We start from the raw sequence: 15618 nt of genomic DNA, 5'->3' as shown, positions 1-15618 counted from the left end.
CCGTCAGAGGTTCGGGACGTGCGTCTCGATCGCGATGATTCCCGACCCCGGGTTCGTCGCCGACAGATGCACGACTGAGAATGCGGCGACGTCGAGGGCCGAAGCGGTCGACACGTAGGAGCCCCGCAGCGTGCCGGTGGCGAGTGCGATCTCGGTGAGGACGTCGGGCAGCACCGGCCCGTGGCTGCAGATCACGGCTGGCTTGCGAGCGCGCACCCGCTTGCCGATCACAGCGCGGACGTCGGAGAAGCCGTCCTCCCACGCATCCTGACTCAGACGAGGGGTCTCAACCGGCTTGCGGTCGAGCGCCTTCGCGAGGGGAGCGATGGTCTGCACGCAGCGCACGGCATCGCTCGTGACGATCTTGCGCACCCCGAAGGCGCGCAGAGGTGCGACGATCGCCTTCGCCTGCCGCTTGCCGCGCTCGGTGAGCGGGCGTCCGGCATCGGGGCCGTCCCACTCCGACCGCGGCAGCGCCTTCGCGTGGCGCAGCGCGATCACCGGGAACGTGTGCAGCACTCCGTCGTCGACGAGCTTCTCGAACGCGTCGAGGATCTCGGTGTCGACGGGGTAGCTCAGTTGCGCGCGAGCCTTCTTCAGGCTCACCCACTCGATCGCAGCGATCTCGCCGTTCGGCACGAACGTCGAGCGCCGGATGGCGTCCTCTGTCGCCTCAGCGGACCAGTAGTGCACGACCTTCTGACGCTTGGGCCGCATGAAGTACCGGCTTACCCCGACGGGAACTCCGAGGGCGACCCGGATGCCGGTCTCCTCATGCACCTCTCGGACGGCGGTCTCAGCGAGCATCTCGCCGGGATCCACCTTGCCCTTGGGCAGCGTGACGTCCCGGTACTTGGTCCGGTGGATCAGCAGGATGCGCAGCCTGCCCTCGACCAGGCGCCACACGACCGCGCCGGCCGCGTACACGGCGCGATCGTCGCGCACCACCTCGACGGGAGTGCCGTGCTGCGTCCGCCCGAAGGTCATCGCACCGAACGGCTCCGGCGCCGCCTGCGGATCTGGTTCATCGTCTTATCCTGCAGGTCGATGAGCGGCTTGCCCTCCGCATCCACGGTGTGGCGTAACCACACGCCTTCCGCACCCAGGTGCCAGGAGTTGGTGCCGTCGTCCATCGCCGTGTCGAACAGCGTGAGCAGCTCGGTGACGTGGGCGGGGTCGACGACCCGGACCAGAGCCTCGACGCGACGGTCGAGGTTGCGGTGCATCATGTCGGCGCTGCCGATGTGCACCTGCGGGTCGCCGTCGTTGTGGAACGCGAAGATGCGCGAGTGCTCCAGGTAGCGACCGAGGATGCTGCGGACCGTGATGTTGTCGGTGATGCCCGGCAGGTCCGTGCGCAGGCTGCAGATGCCGCGCACCCAGACATCCACCCTGACGCCGGCCGCGCTGGCGCGGTACAGCGCGTCGATGATCTGCTCGTCGACCATCGAGTTGACCTTGATCCGGATGTGCGCTGGCTTGCCGTCCAGCGCGTTCTGCCGTTCGTGATCGATCTGGCGCAGCAGCCCCTTGCGCAGGTGCAGCGGTGCGACGAGCAGGCGCTTGAACTTCTTCTCGATCGCGTAGCCGCTGAGCTCGTTGAACAGTCGGGTGAGGTCCTTGCCGACCTGCGGATCGGCGGTGAAGAGCCCGAAGTCCTCGTAGATCCGGCTGGTCTTCGGGTTGTAGTTTCCCGTCCCGACGTGCGAGTAGTGCCGCAGCATCCCGTCTTCCTCGCGGATGACGAGGGCGAGCTTGCAGTGCGTCTTCAAGCCGACCAGGCCGTACACGACGTGCACGCCGGCCTTCTCGAGCTTGCGCGCCCAGACGATGTTGTTGGCCTCGTCGAAACGTGCCTTGACCTCGACCAGCGCGAGCACCTGCTTGCCCGCCTCCGCCGCGTCGATGAGCGCCTGCACCACAGGGCTGTCTCCCGACGTGCGGTACAGGGTCTGCTTGATGGCGAGGACATGCGGGTCGCGCGCGGCCTGCTCGAGGAAGGCCTGCACGCTGGTCGCGAAGGACTCATACGGGTGGTGCACCAAAACGTCGCGCTTGCGGATGCTGGTGAAGATGTCCCTGCGCTCGTTGTTGTCGCCGGGCTGGAAGGCTAGCGCGGTCGTGGGCAGGTGCGGCGGGTAGCGCAGGTCCGGTCGCTGGATGCGGCTCAGGTCGAACAGACCGCGCAGGTCGAGCGGACCGGGGAGGCGGTAGACCTCCTGATCGGTGATGTCGAGCTCCGTCACCAGCAGATCGAGGGTCACGTCATCCATGTCGTCCGTGATCTCCAGACGGATGGGCGGACCGAAGCGCCGCCGCAGCAGCTCGGCCTCGAGCGCCTGAATGAGGTTCTCGCTCTCATCCTCTTCGATCTCGACGTCCTCGTTGCGGGTGAGGCGGAACGCGTGGTGGTCGAGCACCTCCATGCCGGGGAAGAGATCGCCGAGGTGGTTGGCGATGAGCTCTTCGAGTCGCAGGAACCGCTTGATCTCGCTCGCGCCGGGTACCTCGACGAAGCGCGGCAGCATGGGCGGAACCTTCAGACGCGCGAACTCCTGCCGCCCGGTGCGGGCGTTGCGGATGCGGATCGCGAGGTTCAGCGACAGCCCGGAAATGTAAGGAAACGGATGCGCAGGGTCGACGGCCAGAGGCATGAGCACCGGGAAGACCTGAGCCTGGAAGTACTCGCCCAGGGCTTCGCGTTCGCCGGCGGTGAGCTCGTTCCACTCCGAGATCTCGATCCCGGCATCCGCCAGTGCCGGTCGCACCGAGTCGGTCCAGACGGCGGCGTGGCGCAGCTGCAGCGCCTGGGCCTCGCGGGAGATGTCGGAGAGGACGTCGGTCGGCGCGCGGCCGACGTTGGTCGGGACGGCGAGTCCGGTGAGGATGCGGCGCTTGAGCCCGGCGACGCGGACCATGAAGAACTCGTCGAGGTTGCTCGCGAAGATCGCCAGGAAGTTGGCCCGCTCGAGTTCGGGCAACGTCGGATCCTCGGCCAGTTCGAGCACGCGCTGGTTGAACGCGAGCCAGCTCAGCTCGCGGTCGAGGTAGCGGTGGTCTGGCAGCTGCGCGTCCTCGACGCCGAGAGCGTCGAAATCGTCGTCCTCGGCATCTCCGAGTCCGGCATCGGCAAGAGAGGGATCCATCATGGGAATCATCTAAGCATCGCCAGGTGACGTGCGCGTGAACTTCAGTCGTGTCAGCGCGCGCCGGCGAGCTGGTCGTCCTCATAGATGTTGAACCGGTAGCCGACGTTGCGGACCGTCCCGATGATGTGATCGGCATCGCCGAGCTTGGCGCGCAGACGCCTGACGTGCACGTCGACCGTGCGGGTGCCGCCGAAGTAGTCGTATCCCCATACTTCGCTGAGCAGCTGCTCACGCGTGAACACGCGCGAGGGATGCGTGGCGAGGAAGTGCAGCAGCTGGAACTCCTTGTAGGTCAGATCCAGCGGGCGACCGTGCAGCTTGGCCGAGTAGGACTGCTCGTCGATCGTGACGCCGGACGCGTGCACGCGCGCCGGCTCGGAGTTCTCCTCGCTGCGGGCGATCGCCAGGCGGATGCGGGCATCGGCCTCGGCGGGGCCCGCGGTGGAGAGCAGGACATCGTCGATGCCCCAGTCTCCGGACACGGCGCTCATGCCGCCCTCGGTGACGACGAGCAGCAACGGGGCATCCTGCCCCGTGGTGCGCAGCAGCTTGCACAGCGACTTGGCACCGGCGAGGTCCTGCCGACCGTCCACGATGACGATGTCGCTCTCTGGCGCCGAGACCAGCTGGGCGGGCTCGGCGGGGATCTGTCGGACCCGATGGCTGAGCAGATCGAGGGCGGGCAGAACGGACTCCGCAGTCGGGGCGGAGGTCAGAACCAGAAGCAGTGCCACGCAAAGTCCTTTCGGGCGCCGAAGACCGTCGCCCTTGACGACGATCGCGAACGACGCCGTGCGCCCCATGATACCGATGCCGGTGGCGCGCATGACGCGCACGGTGGTGATGGGGGACAATGAAGCCATGTCCGAACCAGCCCTGGCTCCGCGCAACGCCCTCACCGGCATGCTCGTCGTATGGGCGGTCGCGCTGCTCGCGGCCGTCGCGATCGGGATCTTCGTCGTCGAGCCCTGGCGCATGCCTGCGCTGCTCGTGGCGTTCGGCGGGATCGTGCTCCTCGCGTTCGCGATGCAGCTGGGCTACGGGCGCACGCACGGCTTCATCGTGCGCGTGTCCGCGAGCATTCTGGGCGCGCTTCTGCTCATGGGAGTCATCTCGGTGGGCTTCGGCCTCGCCGCCATCGGCACCGCGGGATAGAGTAGAGCCATGGATCTTTTCGCGCTCGAGCTCTTCTTCATCGGTCTGCTCGGCCTCGCGAGCCTCGCGATCGTGTTCGTGTCCGCCGTTGTCCTGCGCAACCTGTTCCGCGGCCAGCGCTGATCGATCGTGCTCGAGCTTCCGACCGACCTACCAGCGGATCTCGTTCCGCTGTCCTGGCTGCTGGGCGTCTGGGAGGGCACGGGCGTCATCGACTACCAGGTCGGTGATCACCACTACGAGGGCGAGTTCACGCACCGCGTGAGCTTCAGCCACGACGGCGGGCCGTACCTGAACTATTCCGCCACCGGGTGGCTCGCCCGCGCCGAGGGCGAGGAATCGGTGCCGCTGGTCGCCGAGTCCGGGTTCTGGCGCATCGCGCGACCCGCGGGCGCCGCCGACGCTGGACCCGCCCTGCTGCCGCCGGTCGAGGACGCACCGGCCCGCACGGCCGACGACGTCGAACTGCTGCGCGCGGACTCCGGCGGATTCCCGCTCGAGGTCTCGATCGCGCACTCCGACGGTGCGCTCGAACTGTACCTGGGCGAGATCGCCGGCCCGCGCATCGACATCGCGACCGACGCGATCGTCCGCGGGGCGGGCGGCAAGGACTACGCTGCGGCGAGCCGCATGTACGGACTCGTGGACGGCCACCTGCTGTGGGCATGGGACATCGCGGCGCTCGGATCCGAGCTCGGCTCGCACGCGTCCGCGCGGCTGGCCAAGGTATGACGGGCTTCGCCGGTCTTCCCGGTGCGGTGCTGGACGACGGCGTCATCGCGCACTTCGGCGAGCCGATGCGCGAGCAGCGGCGCCTGATCTCCGGCGACGCCGTGGTGCTGCTCGGCGACCGGACGGTCATCGAGGTCGCCGGCCCCGAACGGCTGAGCTGGCTGGACTCGTTCACATCGCAGGCGACGACGCGGCTGGCGCCGGGGGAGAGCAGCGAACTGCTGATCCTCGACCCGCAGGGCCACGTCGAGCATGCCGCAGGCATCGTCGACGACGGCGCATCGGCCTGGCTGATCGTCGACTCCGTGGATGCCGATGCACTGCTGCTGTGGCTGAAGCGCATGGTCTTCCGCGCGCAGGTCACGATCGAACCGCGCCCGGAGCGCGCGCTGCTGGGATTCTTCGCCGGCGGCGCGGCCGAGGCCGCGCTCGCCGGACCCCTGGTCTGGGCTGATCCGTGGGAGCGCGTGCAGATCGGCGGCCACCAGTACTCCCACGTCGCCGAGCACCCGTCGGCCGGTTACGCGTGGCGGGTCGCCATCGTGGAACCGGATGCCGCGGCATCCCTCGCCGACACGGTCGAAGCCGCCGGGCTGCTCGCAGCCGAGGCGCTGCGGGTCGCCGCGTGGCGGCCGCGCTGGGCCGCAGAGGTGGACGAGCGCTCGCTGCCGCACGAGACGGACTGGATCCGCAGCGCGGTGCATCTGAACAAGGGCTGCTACCGCGGGCAGGAGACGGTGGCGAAGGTGCACAACCTCGGCCACCCGCCGCGTCGGCTCGCAGCGCTCCACCTGGACGGCAGCGATGACGTGCTGCCCGCTCCCGGCTCGCCCGTGTTCGCGGGGGAGTCCGAAGTGGGGCGCGTGACGTCGGTCGCCCGTCATCACGAGGACGGCCCGATCGCGCTGGCGATCCTCTCCCGTCGCGCACCGGAGGGCGATCTGATCGTGCGCGCGGACGGGGTCGACATCGCCGCCGCGCAGCAGGTGATCGTGCCCGCGGACGCCGGCGCGACCGTCGACGTCCCCAAGCTCACGCGGCTGTCCCGCCGCTCCTAACGGGGCGCGACCGCCGACCACGGCACGGTCAGCTCTCCCAGACGCCAGCGGCTGCGCCCGGCGAGCACCGGCCAGCCCTGCGCCTTCAGCGCGGTCGCTGCGGCGATGAAGCGCTGCGTCGCACCGAACGTCGACAGGGGAGCGGCTCTGTCCCATTCCCGGTCGAGGTCGACGAGCAGGTCGTGCACGGGCTCGCCCGGCACGTTGCGATGGATGAGCGCCTTCGGCAGTCGCTCGGCGACGATGCCGGGGCGCTCGAGCTCGGCCAACCGCAGCGAGATCGTGAAGCGGGTGGGCTCGCCGTCGGCGGTCACATCGACCCAGCTCGCGATCCGGCCGATCTCATCGCACGTCCCCTCCATGAACAGCCCGTCGGGGGCGAGGCGGGAAGCGACCGTGCGCCAGGCCTGTGCGACATCCGTCTCGTCGTACTGCCGCAGCACGTTCATCGCCCGTATCACCGCTGGGCGCCGTCCCCCCGGGACCGGCACCTCGAACCCGCCCCGCTCGAACGACACGCGGATGCCGGGGGCGAACGGGGTGCGGCCGGTGCGGACGTCGGCGAGCTGCGCACGGGCGGTCGTCACGCGCGCGGGGTCGAGTTCAAGACCGAGGACCTCGGCATCCGTGCGGACGCGCGCGAGCCGGGTGGCGAGCTCGAACGCTGTGACCCCGCTCGCGCCGTAGCCGAGATCGACCACCAGCGGATCCGCTGCCGCTCGGAACGCGGTCGATGCGGCGATCCACCGATCGTTGCGCCGCAGTCGGTTGGTGCCGGTGGTGCCGCGCGTCGGTCTGCCGAGCGGAGATGACGCCATGGGTCAATCCTGGCAGGGCTGCTCGATAAGCTGGGATCATGACGCGCACCCTGATCCTGCTCCGCCATGGCCGGAGCGAATGGAATGAACTGAACCTGTTCACCGGTTGGGTGGACGTCCGCCTGAACGCACAGGGCGAAGCCGAGGCGCGCCGCGGTGGCGAGCTGCTCGCCGAGGCGGGCCTCCTCCCCGACGTGCTCCACACCTCGCTGCTCAGCCGGGCGATCCAGACCGCGAACATCGCGCTGGACGCGGCCGACCGCCTCTGGATCCCCGTGACCCGGTCGTGGCGCCTGAACGAGCGCCACTACGGCGAGCTGCAGGGCAAGGACAAGGCCGAGACGCTCGAGCAGTTCGGCCCAGAGCAGTTCCAGCTCTGGCGCCGGTCGTTCGATGTCCCGCCGCCGCTCCTCGACGACGACAGCGAGTTCAGCCAGGTGAACGACCCGCGCTACGTCGGCATCGACGGCGAAGTGCCGCGCACCGAGTCGCTCAAGCTGGTCATCGACCGTCTGCTGCCCTACTGGGAGAGCGCCATCGTCCCTGACCTGGAGGCCGGCAAGACCGTCCTCGTGACCGCGCACGGCAACTCGCTGCGCGGCCTCGTCAAGCACCTCGAGGGCATCAGCGACGACGACATCGCCGAGCTGAACATCCCCACCGGCATTCCGCTGGTGTACGAGCTCGACGACGACAACGTCCCGACCGGCCCCGGTCGCTACCTCGACCCCGAGGCAGCCGCCGCCGGTGCCGCTGCGGTCGCCGCGCAGGGCAAGAAGTAGGACTTCACGACGAAGGCCGGATGCTGTCGCAGCATCCGGCCTTCGTCATGAACGGGTCAGGCGTGCCCGAGTTCCTGCTGCTCTGCCGCCTGGGCCTCGAGCGCGAGGACGATGTCCGCTTCCTGCACGTCCCAGTCGCCGGTCGACAGGTAGACGACCTTCTTCGCCACGGCGACCGCGTGGTCGGCGAAGCGCTCGTGGTAGCGACTGGCGAGCGTGGCGTCGACGGTCGCGTGCGCCTCGCCCTTCCAGTTGTCGCTGAGCACCTTCTCGAAGACGCTCGCGTGCAGTTCGTCGACATCGTCGTCCGCGTTGCGGATCACGTCGGCGAAGCGCAGGTCCTCGGTGCGCAGCAGCTCGCTCAGCGTGCGCGAGATCTCGACGTCGAGCTCTCCCATCTTCAGGAACGTGCTCTTCAAGCCCTTCGGGATGGCGCGCTCGGGGAAGCGCAGACGGGCGAGCTGGGCGATGTGCTCGCTCATGTCGCCCATGCGCTCCAGTGACGCGCTCACACGCAGTGCGGTCACGACGATGCGCAGGTCGCGGGCGACGGGCTGCTGGCGGGCGAGGATCTCGATCGCCTGCTCGTCGAGGGCCACGGCGAGCTCGTCGATCTTGGCGTCATCGGCGATGACCTCTTCGGCGAGGGAGACATCGCTCGTTGCGAACGCCCTGGTCGCCTTGTCGATCGAGACCGTGACAAGATCGGCGATCTCCACGAGGCGGGACTGGAGGTCCTCGAGGGACTGGTGGAAGACTTCGCGCATGTGCGGCGCAACCTTTCGGGTCTCAGCGGCGTGGTAGGGCCGATCGTCGGGCGCAGCGCTTTGCGCGGGCCCGAAGCGATTGTGTTCGTCGAAGGTTAACGAACGGTGCCCAGAACGTGAATAGTAGTTCGACGGAGCCCGTTCTCGCGCGGAAACTCGCCGAAGCCGTGGTGAACGCACTCTACGCTGGTCCTATGTCCACGCCGCAGGTAGCGCTGCTCGCCCTCGCCATCGGCGTGCTGATCGGAGCGGCGGTCTGCGGCCTGGTGTACCTCGCCTATCGCGCTCGCGCACAGGCCGAGGCGGAGACCTCGACCATGGTCCCGACCGGAATCACGGACGTGCTGCACAGCATGGAGGATGCCGCCTGCGTCGTCGATGCATCTGGACTGGTGCTCGCGACGTCGCAGGCCGCCGGGCTCTTCGGGATCGTCCACGGCTCGACCCTCGAGAACCCGGAACTGCGTCAGCTGGTGCGCACCGTCCGCTCGACGGGGTCTCCCGAGACCGAGACCATGCGCATCAGCCGCAGCGGCACGTCCCTGGATCCTCGCCTGGTCTCGGCTCGCGCCAGTGCCGTCGGTGCGCGCCTGACGCTTCTCGTCATCCGCGACGTCACCGAGCAGGAGCGCCTGGATCAGATGCGCCGCGACTTCGTCGCCAACACGAGTCACGAGCTGAAGACACCGGTCGGAGCAGTGAGCCTGCTCGCCGAGGCGATCGAGTCGGCCGCCGATGACCCGGCCCAGGTCAGGATCTTCGCGAGCCGCATCTCTGCAGAGGCGACGCGTCTCGGTCAACTCACCGGGCGCATCATGAGCCTGTCGCGGCTGCAGGCCGCCGACGGATTGTCCGACGTCGCGATGGTGTCCATCGACGAGGTGGTCGCGGCCTCCGTCGAAGCTCACGCCGTCCAAGCGGATTCCGCAGGGGTGGATCTCGCCAGGGGCGGCGACCGCGACATCTGGGTGCGCGGAGATGCGCAGATCCTCATCGAGGCGGTCGGCAATCTCATCGCGAACGCGATCGTGTACTCGCCGCGCGGTTCGCGCATCGGCGTCGGCGTGAAGGCCGAGGAAGGCGTGGTCGAGATCGCCGTGTCCGACCAGGGCATCGGCATCTCCGAAGCCGACCGAGAGCGGATCTTCGAGCGCTTCTACCGTGCGGATGAAGCGCGCTCCCGACGTACCGGCGGCACCGGCCTCGGCCTGTCCATCGTCAAGCATGCGATCCATCGCCACGGCGGCGAGGTGCGCGTGTGGTCGCGCCCTGGCCGCGGATCCACGTTCACGATCCGCCTGCCGCGGATCGATGCCCCCGAGCCGGACGACATCGGCCGCAAGACAAAGAAGAAGCGCGCGAAGAAGGCCCCGAAAGCGCCGCGCGCACGAACTGGAGAGAGTGTATGACCCGCATCCTGCTCGTCGAGGACGAACCCGACCTCGCCGACCCCCTCGCCTACCTCCTGCGCCGCGAGGGCTACGAGGTCGAGATCGCCGAGGACGGGCCCGGTGCCCTGCACGCGTTCCGCGAGCAGGGCGCGGACATCGTGCTGCTCGACCTGATGCTGCCCGGCATGCCCGGTACCGAGGTGTGCCGTCAGATCCGCTCCACCTCGGCCGTGCCGATCATCATGCTGACGGCGAAGGACTCCGAAGTCGACATCGTGGTGGGCCTCGAGCTCGGCGCCGACGACTACATCACCAAGCCCTACTCCTCGCGCGAGCTGCTCGCCCGCATGCGCGCGGTGCTGCGACGGGTCGTGCAGGCCGAGAGCGAACTCGACGAACGGGTCCTCGACGGCGGGCGCGTCACCCTTGACATCGACCGGCACACGGTCACGGTCGCGGGGGATCAGATCAACATGCCGCTCAAGGAATTCGAGCTGCTCGAGGTGCTCATGCGCAACTCGGGGCGCGTCCTCACCAGGGGGCAGCTGATCGATCGGGTTTGGGGAAGCGACTACTTCGGCGACACCAAGACGCTCGACGTGCACATCAAGCGCATCCGCTCGCGCATCGAGGAGAACCCGTCGGAGCCCGCGATGCTCGTGACCGTGCGCGGCCTCGGCTACCGTTTCGAGGGCTGAGCGCAGCAGGTGCGAAGAAGGCCGGTCCCCCGGGTGGGGGCCGGCCTTCTTCGATGTCGGATGCCGAGGCTCAGTGTTCTTCGGTCTCCGCGGAGTCCGGCTCGTCCGTGGGGACCGGCGTCTCGGTGGGGACGGTGACCTCATCGTCGATGACGATCTCCTCCTCGGCCGGCTCCGGCACGAGGTCGGTGTAGTAGGGGAGGGCGCCATCCAGCACAGGGACGTTCGCGGTCGCGCCGCTGCCGTCGCCGGACTGGAAGTAGATCTCGACCGTCGAGCCCGGCTCGAACGTCACATCTCCTTCGGCCTCTGCCGCGTCCAGCAGGAGCGGCTCCTCGTTGGCGCCCAGGCTCACGGTCTCGCCGGCGGCGACCTCGATCTCGAACGGCTCGAGGCCCTGGAGCTCGATGGTGACGACCGCGTCGTCCTGCGACGGGTTGATGAATGCGGCGACGAGGTTGCCCAGCTCACCGCTCTCATCCGCGATGACCATCGCGTTGCGCACGACGATGGGGCCTGCGGTGTCGGCGACGTTCACCCCGTCGGATGCCGAATAGGCGATGGTGCTCGCCTGTGGGGTGATGAAGGTGCACCCCGTCGCACCCGTCAGCACGAGAGCGCTGAGAACGACAGACGCAACAAGGCGCGATTTCACGGGTCCTCCTGAGATGCGGCGGGAAATGCACGTCCATTCTATGCGTACGCCGAGGCGGCCGTCGGGACCATGCGGCGCAAACCTTAGTGCATGTCCGCTGTGGTATCCTGGAGTTTGCCGAAAGGACACGTTTTTATGCTTTTTGAGGTTGGCGAGACCGTCGTCTATCCGCACCACGGGGCCGCGACGATCATCGAGGTCAAAGACCGCATCATCAAGGGCGAGACGAAGAAGTATCTGAAGCTCAACGTCACGCAGGGGGATCTCATCATCGAGGTTCCCGCCGAGAACGTGGACCTCGTCGGGGTCCGCGATGTCATCGGCAAAGAGGGGCTCGATCACGTGTTCGAGGTGCTGCGCGCTCCGTTCACCGAGGAGCCGACCAACTGGTCGCGCCGCTATAAGGCGAACCTCGAGAAGCTCGCGTCGGGCGACGTGATCAAGGTCAGCGAGGTCGTGCGCGACCTGTGGCGCCGCGATCAGGACCGCGGCCTGTCGGCCGGGGAGAAGCGCATGCTGGCGAAGGCTCGCCAGATCCTCATCTCCGAGCTCGCGCTCGCCGAGAAGATCGACGAGGACAAGGCCGGCACCCTCCTCGACGAGGTGCTCGCTTCCTGAGCGGATGTTCTCCGGGAAAGGCGGATGCTCCGGCATCCGCCTTTTCTCGTCTGCGCCGGTAACGTGAGAGCGTGACTGTGCTGCCCGTGCCCGAGACCGCCATCATCGTCGTCGCGGCGGGATCCGGAACGCGCCTGAGCGCTGGGGCGCCGAAGGCGCTCGTCGGCATCGACGGGCGTTCGATCCTGCGCCACGCGCTCGACGGCGTGTTCGCGGCGTCGCCCATGCAGGTGATCGTCGTCGCGCCGCCCGGCTTCGAGGGCGAGGTCGAGACCGAGCTGCAGACAGCAGCCGGCGATCGCGCCGATCTCGGCAGGGTCGTCACGGGCGGCGCCACCCGGCAGCTCTCCGTCGCGGCCGGGCTCCGTGCTCTGTGGGGCGGGATCACCACGGTGCTCGTGCACGACGCCGCGAGGGCGCTGACTCCGGCGGCTCAGATCGATGCGGTCGCGCGCGCGGTCGCAGGCAGCAGCGGAGTCCTTCCGGTCCTGCCGGTGATCGACACGCTGAAGCGCGTCGACGGCGCATCCGTCGTCGGTGCGGTCGATCGTTCCGAACTCGCCGCCGCTCAGACGCCCCAGGGATTCCCGCGGCTGCCTCTCGAAGCCGCCTATTCGACCGCTCTCGCCTCGGACGCCGAGTACACCGACGACGCGGCGCTGTACGCCGCAGCGGGGCACGAGGTGCGCCACATCGCCGGATCGGAGCGCGCCTTCAAGATCACGACCCCCGCCGACCTCGAACGCGCGCGACACCTGCTCATGACGGCATCCGCTCCGGCTATCCCTGTGGTCGGAATCGGCACGGACGTGCACGCGTTCGGGGGCGAGGGGAACCTCTGGCTCGCCGGGCTCGAATGGCCGGGAGAGCCGGCCCTCTCGGGACATTCCGATGGGGATGCCGTCGCGCACGCGATCGTGGATGCGCTGCTCGGGGCGGCCGGCCTCGGCGACATCGGTCAGCACTTCGGTACCTCGCATCCGGAATACGCCGGCGCGCATGCCGAGGTGTTCCTCGCCCGTACGCACGAGCTGGTGACGGACGCGGGGTGGCGCATCGGCAATGTGTCCGCGCAGTTCCAGGGGAACCGGCCCCGGTTCAGCGCGCGTCGCGCCGCGGCGGAGCAGGTGCTGTCAGATGCGCTCGGGGGAGCGCGGGTGACGGTGTCTGCGACGACGACGGACGGCCTCGGGTTCGCCGGCCGAGGCGAGGGCATCTCCGTGACCGCGATCGCCGTTCTCGTGCCGGACGGATCACGAATCCGATGACGAATCGCGGACGATTTCGTGCGCTTTGTCCGTGATTCGTCACAGTGTTCGTGATTCGTCGCAGCCAGGCGGCCGTTCAGCACCGCCCCGGTAGGCTGGTGCGGTGACACTCCGCCTCTACGACACCCGCGCACAGCAGCTGCGCGACTTCGTGCCTCTCGACCCCGAGAACATCACGATGTACGTGTGCGGACCCACGGTGCAGTCCGGCCCACACATCGGGCATGTGCGCAGTGCGCTGAGCTATGACATCCTGCGGCGCTGGCTGGAATACCGCTACGGGCGCGTCACCCTTGTGCGCAACGTCACCGACATCGACGACAAGGTGCTCGCCAACGACACGGACACCGAGCCGTGGTGGGCGCTGGCGTACCGGATGGAGCAGGAGTTCGCGGCGGCGTACGCCGGCATCGGCATCCGGCTGCCGACCTACGAACCCCGTGCGACCGGTTCGATCCCGCAGATGCAGGAACTGATCCGGACGCTGATCGAGCGCGAGCACGCGTACGCGGCCGCCGACGGATCGGGCGACGTGTACTTCGACGTGCGCTCGTGGCCGGAGTACGGCGCGCTGACGAGGCAGTCGGTCGATGCGATGGAGGCCGCCGAGGACGCGGACCCCCGCGGCAAGCGCAACCCGCAGGACTTCGCTCTCTGGAAGGGCGCCAAGCCGGACGAGCCCGCCGGGGCCGAATGGCAGTCGCCGTGGGGCGCGGGGCGCCCCGGCTGGCATATCGAGTGCTCCGCCATGTCGAAGCGCTACCTCGGATCGGAGTTCGACATCCACGGCGGAGGCCTGGATCTGCGCTTCCCGCATCACGAGAACGAGCTCGCGCAGTCCACTGCAGCGGGCGACGGCTTCGCGCGGTACTGGGTGCACAACGGCCTGGTGACCGTGAACGGGCAGAAGATGTCGAAGTCGCTGGGCAACTTCACGCTCGCCGCCGACGTCCTCGCCGCCCATGACCCGCTCGTGGTGCGCTACGCGCTCGCGGCAGCGCACTACCGTTCGAGCCTCGACCTCACTGAGGCCTCCTGGGCCGAGGCCGAAGCGGCGCTCGGGCGGATCCGCTCGTTCGTCGAGCGCGCTGGACGCGTCGTCGGCGATGATGCGGCGCTCGACGGCGGGATCCCCGACTCCTTCGCGCGTGCCATGGACGACGACCTCGGCATCCCTCAGGCGCTCGCCGTCGTGCACGAAACGGTGCGCGTCGGCAACACGGCACTGGACGCCCGCGATGCCGAGGCAGCGCGCGCCTCGCTCGGTGCGGTGCTGGCGATGCTCGATGTGCTCGGCATCGACCCGCGCGCGCAGCAGCAGACGAAGGGCGCAGGAGGCGAAGCATCCGCCCTGGATGCCCTCGTGCGCACCATGATCGATCAGCGCACGCAGGCGCGTGCCGACAAGGATTGGGCCGCAGCGGATCGCATCCGTGATGCGATCGCGGCCGCAGGCATCACTCTGGAGGACACTCCGGACGGAACACATTGGAGTATCGATGGCTAAGCCAGGCAACCCCTCAGCGGGCAAGGGTAAGAAGAAGGGCCCGACCAAGGGCACAGGCGGCCTCGGCCGCAAGGCGCTGGAAGGCCGCGGACCGACGCCGAAGGCCGAGGACCGCGCCTGGCACGTCGCCGGTAAGCGCAAGGCCGCGGCCGAGCGCTACGCGGCAGCGGGCGGAAAGGGGCGTCCAGGCGTCGCGGGCAAGCGGCAGACCTCCGGCGGCAACCCCAACCGCTCTGCTCGGTCGAAGGACAACACCGCAGACACCGAGACGGTCACCGGGCGCAACTCCGTGCTCGAGGCGCTGCGCACGAAGATCCCGGCCACCGCGCTGTACATCGCGCAGCGCGTCGAGATGGACGACCGTGTGAAGGAGATGCTCTCCCTCGCCAAGAACCGCGACATCCCGATGCTCGAGGTCACCCGGCAGGAACTGGACCGCATGGCCGGTTTCGACGGTGTGCACCAGGGCGTGGCGCTCAAGGTGCCGCCGTACGAGTACGCGCACCCGCAGGACCTGCTCGAGCAGGTCATCGCCCGCGACGAGGTCCCGCTGTTCGTGGCGCTGGACGGCGTGACCGACCCGCGCAACCTCGGCGCCATCATCCGCTCGACGGCGGCGTTCGGCGGGCAGGGCATCATCCTGCCGCAGCGCCGATCGGCCGGCGTGAACTCCGCCGCGTGGAAGACGAGCGCCGGCGCCGCAGCACGCATCCCTGTCGCGCTGGCGACGAACCTCACGACGCAGCTCAAGGAGTTCAAGAAGCAGGGCGTCTTCGTGCTCGGCCTCGACGGCGACGGCGACGTCTCGCTACCGCAGCTCGAGCTCGCCGATCGTCCGGTCGTGATCGTCGTCGGCTCGGAGGGCAAGGGGCTGTCGCGCCTGGTCACCGAGACCTGCGACCAGATCGTCTCGATCCCGATCTCGACCGCGACGGAATCGCTGAACGCCGGCATCGCGACCTCGGTCGCGCTGTACCAGGTCTCGACCGTACGAAACGCGCTGAAGTAGGAGAGGGAAGC

The 15618-nt window shown here is 68.8% G+C and carries 16 protein-coding genes; 10 read left to right on the top strand and 6 right to left on the bottom strand.

Going from position 1 to position 15618, the window contains the following annotated elements:
• Positions 1–3 precede the first annotated feature (3 nt).
• Genes ACWAT3_RS15400 through ACWAT3_RS15390 form a run of 3 tightly spaced genes read right to left on the bottom strand, consistent with a single transcriptional unit; the run spans position 4 to position 3883 of the window.
• On the bottom strand, positions 4–987 hold the full coding sequence (locus ACWAT3_RS15400; protein WP_460799825.1) for an NUDIX hydrolase: 984 nt from the start codon (positions 985–987) through the stop codon (positions 4–6).
• Complete coding sequence (locus ACWAT3_RS15395; protein ID WP_460799823.1) at positions 984–3149, bottom strand: RNA degradosome polyphosphate kinase; 2166 nt, start codon at positions 3147–3149, stop codon at positions 984–986. The genes ACWAT3_RS15400 and ACWAT3_RS15395 overlap by 4 nt, the downstream gene beginning before the upstream one ends.
• Positions 3150–3199: 50 nt before the next feature.
• Positions 3200–3883 carry a winged helix-turn-helix transcriptional regulator gene (locus ACWAT3_RS15390; RefSeq protein ID WP_460799938.1) on the bottom strand — a complete coding sequence of 228 codons (684 nt, stop codon included), beginning with the start codon at positions 3881–3883 and terminating at the stop codon, positions 3200–3202.
• Between the two features lie 127 nt (positions 3884–4010).
• Between ACWAT3_RS15390 and ACWAT3_RS15385 the strand changes: the two genes are divergently transcribed.
• The 3 genes from ACWAT3_RS15385 to ygfZ all read left to right on the top strand — a co-directional run bounded on the left by ACWAT3_RS15385 (position 4011) and on the right by ygfZ (position 6094).
• Positions 4011–4304, top strand: coding sequence for a hypothetical protein (locus ACWAT3_RS15385; protein ID WP_460799822.1), 294 nt, complete (start codon positions 4011–4013; stop codon positions 4302–4304).
• A 129-nt stretch (positions 4305–4433) separates the two neighbouring features.
• Entirely contained in the window at positions 4434–5036 is a 603-nt protein-coding gene (locus ACWAT3_RS15380; RefSeq protein ID WP_460799821.1) for a heme-binding beta-barrel domain-containing protein, read from the top strand.
• Complete coding sequence (ygfZ, locus tag ACWAT3_RS15375) at positions 5033–6094, top strand: CAF17-like 4Fe-4S cluster assembly/insertion protein YgfZ (RefSeq protein ID WP_460799819.1); 1062 nt, start codon at positions 5033–5035, stop codon at positions 6092–6094. Before ACWAT3_RS15380 ends, ygfZ begins: the two co-directional genes overlap by 4 nt.
• Here ygfZ and ACWAT3_RS15370 read toward each other — a convergent pair.
• A complete protein-coding gene (locus ACWAT3_RS15370; protein WP_460799818.1) occupies positions 6091–6912 on the bottom strand; it encodes a class I SAM-dependent methyltransferase in 822 nt (273 codons plus the stop codon). The genes ygfZ and ACWAT3_RS15370 overlap by 4 nt on opposite strands.
• Before the next feature lie 38 nt (positions 6913–6950).
• On the opposite strand from ACWAT3_RS15370, the gene ACWAT3_RS15365 reads away from it, so the two are divergent.
• Complete coding sequence (locus ACWAT3_RS15365; protein ID WP_460799816.1) at positions 6951–7694, top strand: phosphoglyceromutase; 744 nt, start codon at positions 6951–6953, stop codon at positions 7692–7694.
• Between the two features lie 56 nt (positions 7695–7750).
• Here ACWAT3_RS15365 and phoU read toward each other — a convergent pair whose 3' ends face one another.
• Complete coding sequence (gene phoU, locus ACWAT3_RS15360; protein WP_460799815.1) at positions 7751–8461, bottom strand: phosphate signaling complex protein PhoU; 711 nt, start codon at positions 8459–8461, stop codon at positions 7751–7753.
• A gap of 194 nt (positions 8462–8655) precedes the next feature.
• On the opposite strand from phoU, the gene ACWAT3_RS15355 reads away from it, so the two are divergent.
• The gene (locus tag ACWAT3_RS15355; RefSeq protein ID WP_460799813.1) at positions 8656–9870 is read left to right on the top strand and encodes a sensor histidine kinase; all 1215 of its coding nucleotides are present in this window, start codon (positions 8656–8658) and stop codon (positions 9868–9870) included.
• Positions 9867–10550: a response regulator gene (locus tag ACWAT3_RS15350; protein WP_460799812.1), complete on the top strand. Its 684-nt coding sequence runs from the start codon at positions 9867–9869 to the stop codon at positions 10548–10550. The genes ACWAT3_RS15355 and ACWAT3_RS15350 overlap by 4 nt, the downstream gene beginning before the upstream one ends.
• A 70-nt stretch (positions 10551–10620) precedes the next feature.
• Here the strand turns inward: ACWAT3_RS15350 and ACWAT3_RS15345 are convergent, their stop codons facing one another.
• Entirely contained in the window at positions 10621–11205 is a 585-nt protein-coding gene (locus ACWAT3_RS15345) for a DNA modification methylase (protein ID WP_460799811.1), read from the bottom strand.
• A 135-nt stretch (positions 11206–11340) separates the two neighbouring features.
• Here ACWAT3_RS15345 and ACWAT3_RS15340 point away from each other — a divergent pair, with 135 nt between their 5' ends.
• From ACWAT3_RS15340 to rlmB, 4 genes are all read left to right on the top strand, one after another.
• A complete protein-coding gene (locus tag ACWAT3_RS15340) occupies positions 11341–11823 on the top strand; it encodes a CarD family transcriptional regulator (protein WP_460799809.1) in 483 nt (160 codons plus the stop codon).
• A 71-nt stretch (positions 11824–11894) separates the two neighbouring features.
• On the top strand, positions 11895–13091 hold the full coding sequence (gene ispD, locus ACWAT3_RS15335; protein ID WP_460799808.1) for a 2-C-methyl-D-erythritol 4-phosphate cytidylyltransferase: 1197 nt from the start codon (positions 11895–11897) through the stop codon (positions 13089–13091).
• Between the two features lie 103 nt (positions 13092–13194).
• A complete protein-coding gene (gene cysS, locus ACWAT3_RS15330) occupies positions 13195–14598 on the top strand; it encodes a cysteine--tRNA ligase (protein WP_460799806.1) in 1404 nt (467 codons plus the stop codon).
• On the top strand, positions 14591–15607 hold the full coding sequence (rlmB, locus tag ACWAT3_RS15325; protein ID WP_460799804.1) for a 23S rRNA (guanosine(2251)-2'-O)-methyltransferase RlmB: 1017 nt from the start codon (positions 14591–14593) through the stop codon (positions 15605–15607). The genes cysS and rlmB overlap by 8 nt, the downstream gene beginning before the upstream one ends.
• Positions 15608–15618 lie beyond the last annotated feature (11 nt).

The sequence above is a fragment of the Microbacterium sp. GXF0217 genome, assembly GCF_054798195.1.
This window is presented reverse-complemented; position numbering and strand designations above follow the sequence as displayed.